This is a genomic window from Zavarzinella formosa DSM 19928, from assembly GCF_000255705.1.
GTDB lineage: Bacteria > Planctomycetota > Planctomycetia > Gemmatales > Gemmataceae > Zavarzinella > Zavarzinella formosa.
On the sequence record NZ_JH636451.1, the window covers coordinates 3,728 to 10,868 of the forward strand.

The following is a 7,141-nucleotide window of genomic DNA, read 5'->3' on the forward strand; positions in this document are numbered from 1 at the left end:
ACCGAGTCCGCATCATCGTCGGTCGGCGCCAGGTTCACCACCGCCCACGACTCGATGTTCCCCCAGCCGGCCCGGAACGCCCCGCCGGACCAAGTCCGTTTGCCCACCCCGGCGTCATCGACCACCACCCGGGTCCGGGCATTGAGCCAGAGGAGGGCGAGGGCCGGCCAGGCGAGCAACACCCAGCACCCGTACACCGGGTTATCCGTCCGGGCCAGCCCGATGCATCCTCCCGCGGCCAACGGCATGACCAGCATGGCGAAGAAGCCGAAAATCACATGCGGCGGCCGGAAGACAACGGCGCTCATCCCGCATCCTCCGCTTGCCGAACACCCAAGCTCGGCGACCCGGCCCGCGGGACGCTACGATTGCAATAGTGACGCGATGTCCGGGTTCGCCGCGGCGCATGGTTAGGCCGCATGTTGCCGTTCCTTTTCCTCGCCCGTCAAATCGCGGTAGAATGTCAATGCGTTACGATCCGCGTCGTAGAGTGCGAATTCGCGTGTCCCCCAAGGGGTGTTGCGGATGCCGTTGGCTGTGTGCTCGACACCGCGTTGCCCGTATTCGGTGAAGAGCGCGTCCGGGTCATCCACGAGAAACCGCAGGCGAATCGTGCCCATCTCGTGCTCGAACTGAAACTGCATGTGAAGCTCGACTGCGTCGCGCCGAAACCCGATGTAATTCGGCGGATCGTTTTTGTCTGCAAATGCCAGTTGAAAGCCAAGTCGCCGAGTGTAGAACTCGATGGCGCGCATGATGTCGCGCGTGCCTAAAATCGGGTGCGTTTTTTTGAACATAGAAAGATTCCGGCGTGTGTGGATGACGTGCAATCGGCCAAACGCCAAAGCTCACCTGCCCGACCGCAATCAGTGACCGATACACATCCAGAACCAATTCATGCGGCCGGGTCCGGTGCAGCGCTTGGTTCGGCGCTACGCCTCGTAGTACCCAAGGATATGAACACTGACCGTCTCGAACGCCCACCCCGGCTCCCCTGGTTTGTCCGACGCCCACCGCCGCCAGAGGACCAACCGCAGGGACGGGAACCGGTACTCGTCCCGCCCAGGCGGGAAGTCGGCCGCGAGCAGCCCCTCCCGGCGGACCAAGGCGGTCACCAACTCGTCGGCCGGGGTAGCGAACACGTCAATGCCCCAGAGTGTAAACCGCACTCCCGTCGTCGGGAACACCTGGATGAAGGTCACTGCGGCGTCACCGGCCGAGTAGTCCACGTTCAGGCCAAGCGCTTCGATCATTTCCTCGTGGCCGCGTCCGATCTTCTCGATCGCGTGGCCGGGCATGGCGGCCCGCACCTCAGCTGGACTCATGCCGAGCCGAAGCGGGCCGATGCCGACATGCGGCGTCACCTCATACACCCGAGCGACCTTGTCCACCCGTCCGCCCTCTTCCGCCGAACAGTGATTAGGCCAACTCGGCCGAGGCACGCACCCCAACTGGCGAGTTGGCTCATCCGGGAGGCCGCCGGTTGTTTTACGCGACGGCTGAACAGCCGTCAGCGTAACCGGCGCCCCGGCTGGTGTCAAAAACCAACTCGCCAGTTGGCCTGTCCGGGTAATGACACCCCCACACGGAAACCACGAATCTTGCCGAACGCCAAAGCTCAGCAGCCGGGGCGCGGCGGCTGAAACCCATGTTACGACGGCTGATATCCCCGGTCACCTGCGACGCTTGGTTCGGCTGTTGACTCTATTCCTTGCCAAGCGCCAAATCCGCCACCCAACATCCTCGGACATGCCGGCCGAGACTGCGGCAATGATCAAGGATGACCAGATCGTCGCATCCGGCGTCTTCCAAAGCATCTGCGAGGATAGGCAACCGGCCGAACGCCCGGTCGTCGTACACCCCCTCCGCGATCCCGAAGACCTCGACCGTTCGCCATCTTGCATCGAACGCAACGGGGTGGAATGGGTTGCCGAAGACGTCCCGGCACACCTCGGCCATCCGCTTCAGCCGACGGGCGCTGGCCTCGTCGGCCAGAAACTCCACGACCTCGGCCAAGTAGTCGTGTGCCCGGACCAAGTCCCCGTTGGCTGCCAGCCCGGCGACGGCCTGGCAGCGGTTCGCTGCCGTGCCCATGAGGTAGCAGGCCCCGGGGTCCATCCCTCCAAGGTCGTCGGACGCGATTTCGCCATCCGTCACTCGCTCGGACCACTCGACTCCATCCCGGCTGTAGCCAGGCCGCATCAGATCACGATCCAATCGACAGAGGGCGATCGCTGCCATCGCCAGTTGTCGGCCGGTTGCCCGGCCTCGGATGTATGCGATCAGTGGGATAGGGTCAGTGGCTGCCAACCAGTCCGGCTCCGTCACGCCACATACCCTCCGTTCGCCAAATACCCGAGTTCCATTGCTGGCGCCCCCCGGCCATTTCACCGCGACAGAGGCCACCGGTCAACAGAATCAACTTGTTCGGCCTGAAACCTCGTTCTCTCCCCCGGCGAATGTCACCGGGCGGAGTGTCTGGCCTTTCGCCTCTGCCAACCCGCCTGCGCTCCCGGCACGGGCGGCCTTATCGTTCCTTCGGCTCGATGCCCGGAAAGCGACCTCAGGGATGCCAGCTGGCCGCCATCGCATCGAAGGCTGGAAGGCAGGCCCGGAACGCTTCTTTGTCACTGGCCGTGAGCAGCAACAGGGCATAGCTATCCCCGTCCTCAATGCCGTGGTAGACCCGGTGGAGGCGAGTCTGATTGATCCCCTTCTCCACGACCTTGGTGATCCGCAGGGTTCGGGCGCCGGCGAGGCCGGTTCCGGCGATGACGGGAGACTCCTCGACCACCTCGGCCGGCTCCTGGACCATCCCGAACCAGAACTCGAAGCCGCCGCCGAGCGGCCTCGGCGGGCCGACGGCGATGCGGCATTCCTGGCCGGGCTTCAGACCGGGGGCGTCGAAGAAGACCACCCCGCCCGCCTTGCCCGACTTCCGCCATCCCTCCGGGGGCTGGAACATCAGGCCGTTCGCCGGAAGCGGGTCGTTCGCCGGCCCGGCAACCGGGGCCGGTAGCGGCAGCCCGCAGCCGACCAGAATAACCGCACTCGCAAGCACTGCCGCCACGTGTTTCATTTGACCTCCGTCGCCAAAGCGATCCAAGCCCGTCCGCCGGATAGCTCACACACCCCGAAAAACTGACAAACGGCCCCCGTCCGACGCAACGCCTGGTTCGGCGTGTCTTTACTCGGAGAGCCGCACGCCCCGACACGGCAGTACGTCCAGCACGAAGTTGAACCCGTAAAACTCGCACCCGCGAGCCGTGGTGTCAATCGGGTGTGTGTGGACTTTGCGGACCTCAACCCTTGCCCCGGCCCACACACGGCCATGCACGCGGGCGGTGTCCAACCCACACAGCATCCCCCGGTGCAAGTGCGGGAACCACTCCGCCGACATCGGATCGGCATCCGACGCCAGCACGAACTCGACTCCGTCGCACCCCGGCGCGGGCCGCACGGTGAAGTCGAACATGCACCAGAATGGTTTGCCGCCGTGGTTGATGTGAAGGCGATACCGCCCGTCGGACGCCTCGGTGATCGTCCACCGCTCCATGTCTCGCATCTCCGAACACCGAACGCAAAAGTCCATGCGCCGGAGCCCGGCGACCTGAGCCAAATTTACGACGACTGAGGCACCTGATCGCCCGCAACGCTTTGTTCGGCGTCCTGGGCGTAGCCGCCTACCGCACACAACGGCGAACTCCGGCGACCAATACGAACCCGAAGACGACGAACCCGAAGACCACGATCCCAAAGTTGATCCAGATGTCCGGGCGGTGGCGGGGCGGTTCGTGCGGCGGATACTCGACGGCCCACCGACCCAACTCCGCGAACTGGTGCAGCATGTCGAGGGTGATCGGTATCTCCCGCACCTGTTTGTCGGGCGGTGGAAAGATCGCCCCGCCGATGCTCGGCCCCTCCTCGCCGGTGTGGAAATACCACCGATAGCCCGACAAATCGACGCCGAACCGCTTGGAGTAAGCGGACAACAAGTCGTCCATGTCGTCGCCGTACACTCCAATATCCGACTGAAGGGTACTCGCCGCCGTCAACGGGTTCTGGTAAGAGGTCCGCTCGCGGACCAGAGCGACCACATCTTCAAATGTCGGCACCTCGGTAAGCCCTCCACGGCTGAACGCCCAAACTCAGCGGCCTGAGCCGGAACGACTTCGACCACCTTACGATGACTGGGGCCACCGGCCAGCCGAAACGCTTTCTTTGGCGTTTGTGCCGAGTCCCGACGGCAACAACCGAGCCAGCTCGCGGACCCGGCCCAATATTCTCTCGGCCGTGGCCTGCGGGTCGAATGGCGCCCCACATACCTTCAGCAGCCGCCTGTTCCAACCGATGGCCCAGTCATCTCGCCCTGTCACCCGGTCTACCCGCGTGACCCGGCCAAGGCCATAGATATAAGCGATCCGACGAGTGAAGTCTTTCTCGTAAGCCCCGGAAGCCAATCCGGGGTGAACACTCGGCGGGTTCTGGCAGTGCAAGAAATCCGCCGCGACCGCTTCCTCAGTTCTGGGGCACATCCATAGCCACCACCACAGTGATTTGAACATGTGGAGTCGCCCTCCGTTTGCCGAACACCCAAACTCAGCGGCCGGGGCCGAAACGACTCCGACCACATGACGACGACTGAGGCCGCCGGTCTGCCGCAGAGCCTTGTTCGGCGGGCCTTGCGGCCCGTTACAACTCAAACCACGAAACGGCCTCGGACATTTGCCGGGAGCGGAAGAACTCTTTGGCAACCGCATGTGCCGTCTCGAACGGAACGATGAATTCGTTATGCGTTACCTCGCCGCTGGCCGGGTCACAGCCCCGATACACAAGCGTTGTCATCCCGCCTTCGGGTGGCCCCACACTTTTCAGGACACGAAAGCCTGGGTGGCCATCTTGCGGGAAGTAGCAGATGTCGGCCAAGTCGCCGCTGACGCGGATCGCAAGGGTGGGATAGTCTGCCTCGTCGGGGACGAGCCAGAACAGTGCCCCGCCTTGATCGTCGCGGAACCCAAGTGCCGCGTCCAAGTCGTTGTCGTCTGCTACCTGCCACGATTCGCGGTAGCCATCGACGCGCATCGAAAACCTCTTCTGCCAAACGCCCAAACTCAGCGGCCGGGACCGGAACAACTCCGACCACATGACAATGACTGAGGTCCCCGATCACTTGCAACGCTTTGTTCGGCGTCCTCGCCTCACCCCCAGAATCGCCACCAGCCCGGCCGGAGCGGCGAGCGGCGGTCCTGCTCGGTGGCGCCGAAGCACGCCGCCACGGCCCGGAACAGAGCCAGGTCGTCGCGGGCGCCGATCGGCCCCATGACGCACACACCCGGCGGGACCTCCGGGGCGGTGCAGCGCATGACCAAGTACTCCCGCCCGCGGACAATCAGATACCAGTAGTCCCGCTCCCGCCCGGGGTCGCCCATCAGGTTGCGGAGCAGGTGGTCCCGCACGACGGCCCCGAACCGCTCGGCCAGTCGGCGCAGCACTTCAGCCGCCACCGCCGGATCGCCGCTGTCGTCCAGCTCCAGCGTCCCGTGGTCGGCGGTCAGGATCGATTCTGGTTTCGCGAGCCAGGCCACAGCGAAGCCCTCTCTTTGCCGAACGAAAAGCTCGGCGGCCCGGCCGCACTCGGCGATCTTGAACCACCCAAAACCACCGCGTGCGGCCGGGTCTGGCGCGGCGCATGGTTCGGTGTCTGCCGACGTCGGCTCACAACACATACCACCCAAGCCCGTCCACAAACGCCTCACGCCGGCCGGTCGGGAACGGGGCAACCGGATACGGGCACCCGAGGATCACCCACCAGTAATCGCTGTCTGGTCGCGGCTCGTTCGGCTGTGCGGCGAAGGCGTACTCCACATACACTTTATACCCCGTGTCAGCGAGAGGGATATAGCGGAAGTCGCCCTCTTGGGGATACGGCGTATCGGCCAGGAAAGACACGTTCGCCACGGCTCGAATGCGGGCCAGGGCCAGATCGCACAGCCACTGCTTGTGCGACTGCACGAGATCGTGCAAATGCTTCTCCGGCCCGGGCTCCAGTTCGGTCCAATCGGGTGGCCGCAGGGACAGCCAATCGCGGGCGGTCGAGTAATCGTAGAGCGGGTGCCGCAAGAATTCCATCCGCTGTGCCCTCTCTTGCCGAACGACGGTGTTCAGTCGTCGCGGCGAAGGGTGATTGAAACCAATGAACGAAGACGGAGGGCCACAATCAACTGCGGCAACCACTTGTTCGGCATGCCTCTACCGGCCCCTTTTCCGTTCTTCTTTGCGCCTCTTGTCGACCAGTTTTTTCTCGCGGTTGCGCAGCCTCTTCCTCTCCGTCGCCTCTCGCTCCTCGGGAAAGAGGTCCGCCAGCTCAAGAAGCCGGGAGTAGGCGGCCAGAAGTTGCGCCTGCGAGGCATGCTGTCTCCGGTCGGGATTTTGCCAGTTGGCATCGATTGCCACTCCTTGGGCGCGAACCCGGTGGCGATACGAAGCGCCGTCGAGCGTTTCGGTCGCACACGACGGCGCCTCGTTTGCGGCGGCCTCAAATGCGTCCCAAGAAGCGAACAGGGGCGGCAGTTCAGACATCGACAGCGAAAGAGTCGTGAATCGCCTCTCGGCCCGACTGGCGACAAACGGCTCAGACTTCAATTCGGTCAGGTCCGGGCTATCGTTGATGTGGGCGTATTGCGGGATCGAGCGCCACAACGAGGTCGCGCCCCTCACCGTCGTGACGACGACGCTGTCGCTGGAATACACGAACGTATGCAGCCGCTCGCTGCCGAACGAGGAGAGTTGGATCAGCCGGGAAACCCCGCGAACGCCTTCCTCCGCGAGCAAGTCGATGACTGGGGGAACCTGATACTGTTGCTCGATGAAGTCCGGCTCAAATGAATAGGCATCCATTTGCATCACGGCTTCTTGTCGCCTGGCCGCCAACTTGTCCATCGATCTCCCTCTCTTGCCGAACGACCGGGCTCAGCAGCCGGGGCCGCCGGGTGGGCTGCGCATCTCGGAGAAACCAACATGCGGCCCCGGTCCGCCGCCACGCATGGCTCGGCGGGCCTTTGCTCAGCGGCGGGTGGCATCCCACCCGCAGACGGGGCACACCATGAGGCTGTCGCACGAGCGGAGCCGCACCCGACACTCC

The 7,141-nt window shown here is 64.2% G+C and carries 12 protein-coding genes; all 12 read right to left on the reverse strand.

The window, feature by feature from the left end; all coding sequences use genetic code 11:
* Positions 1–308: hypothetical protein (locus tag BGIM_RS65310; RefSeq protein WP_040892082.1), on the reverse strand; the 308-nt coding region annotated here is incomplete at its 3' end.
* A gap of 102 nt (positions 309–410) precedes the next feature.
* Positions 411–797, reverse strand: coding sequence for a VOC family protein (locus BGIM_RS55475; RefSeq protein ID WP_020475676.1), 387 nt, complete (start codon positions 795–797; stop codon positions 411–413).
* Between the two features lie 135 nt (positions 798–932).
* Entirely contained in the window at positions 933–1,391 is a 459-nt protein-coding gene (locus BGIM_RS0142505) for a hypothetical protein (RefSeq protein WP_020475677.1), read from the reverse strand.
* A 313-nt stretch (positions 1,392–1,704) separates the two neighbouring features.
* Complete coding sequence (locus BGIM_RS67590) at positions 1,705–2,241, reverse strand: hypothetical protein (RefSeq protein ID WP_238537824.1); 537 nt, start codon at positions 2,239–2,241, stop codon at positions 1,705–1,707.
* Between the two features lie 322 nt (positions 2,242–2,563).
* Positions 2,564–3,079 carry a hypothetical protein gene (locus tag BGIM_RS0142515; RefSeq protein ID WP_020475679.1) on the reverse strand — a complete coding sequence of 172 codons (516 nt, stop codon included), beginning with the start codon at positions 3,077–3,079 and terminating at the stop codon, positions 2,564–2,566.
* A gap of 108 nt (positions 3,080–3,187) precedes the next feature.
* Entirely contained in the window at positions 3,188–3,556 is a 369-nt protein-coding gene (locus BGIM_RS0142520; RefSeq protein ID WP_020475680.1) for a hypothetical protein, read from the reverse strand.
* A gap of 127 nt (positions 3,557–3,683) precedes the next feature.
* Positions 3,684–4,115 (reverse strand): DUF1493 family protein, encoded by a 432-nt coding sequence (locus BGIM_RS55485; protein ID WP_020475681.1) that lies wholly within the window; start codon positions 4,113–4,115, stop codon positions 3,684–3,686.
* Between the two features lie 66 nt (positions 4,116–4,181).
* Entirely contained in the window at positions 4,182–4,565 is a 384-nt protein-coding gene (locus BGIM_RS0142530) for a hypothetical protein (protein ID WP_020475682.1), read from the reverse strand.
* A 127-nt stretch (positions 4,566–4,692) separates the two neighbouring features.
* Positions 4,693–5,082: a hypothetical protein gene (locus BGIM_RS0142535; RefSeq protein WP_157369849.1), complete on the reverse strand. Its 390-nt coding sequence runs from the start codon at positions 5,080–5,082 to the stop codon at positions 4,693–4,695.
* 116 nt (positions 5,083–5,198) lie between these two features.
* Positions 5,199–5,585: a hypothetical protein gene (locus BGIM_RS0142540; RefSeq protein ID WP_157369850.1), complete on the reverse strand. Its 387-nt coding sequence runs from the start codon at positions 5,583–5,585 to the stop codon at positions 5,199–5,201.
* Positions 5,586–5,715: 130 nt separating this feature from the next.
* Complete coding sequence (locus BGIM_RS0142545; protein ID WP_020475685.1) at positions 5,716–6,129, reverse strand: hypothetical protein; 414 nt, start codon at positions 6,127–6,129, stop codon at positions 5,716–5,718.
* Positions 6,130–6,249: 120 nt separating this feature from the next.
* Entirely contained in the window at positions 6,250–6,939 is a 690-nt protein-coding gene (locus BGIM_RS0142550; protein WP_020475686.1) for a hypothetical protein, read from the reverse strand.
* Positions 6,940–7,141: the final 202 nt, after the last annotated feature.

Bases quoted from the DNA above. Each gene is read 5' to 3' on its own strand.
- BGIM_RS55475 (WP_020475676.1), bottom strand. From the start codon at position 797: ATGTTCAAAAAAACGCACCCGATTTTAGGCACGCGCGACATCATGCGC.
- BGIM_RS67590 (WP_238537824.1), bottom strand. From the start codon at position 2,241: ATGGCAGCGATCGCCCTCTGTCGATTGGATCGTGATCTGATGCGGCCT.
- BGIM_RS0142515 (WP_020475679.1), bottom strand. From the start codon at position 3,079: ATGAAACACGTGGCGGCAGTGCTTGCGAGTGCGGTTATTCTGGTCGGC.
- BGIM_RS0142520 (WP_020475680.1), bottom strand. From the start codon at position 3,556: ATGGAGCGGTGGACGATCACCGAGGCGTCCGACGGGCGGTATCGCCTT.
- BGIM_RS0142530 (WP_020475682.1), bottom strand. From the start codon at position 4,565: ATGTTCAAATCACTGTGGTGGTGGCTATGGATGTGCCCCAGAACTGAG.
- BGIM_RS0142535 (WP_157369849.1), bottom strand. From the start codon at position 5,082: ATGCGCGTCGATGGCTACCGCGAATCGTGGCAGGTAGCAGACGACAAC.
- BGIM_RS0142545 (WP_020475685.1), bottom strand. From the start codon at position 6,129: ATGGAATTCTTGCGGCACCCGCTCTACGATTACTCGACCGCCCGCGAT.
- BGIM_RS0142550 (WP_020475686.1), bottom strand. From the start codon at position 6,939: ATGGACAAGTTGGCGGCCAGGCGACAAGAAGCCGTGATGCAAATGGAT.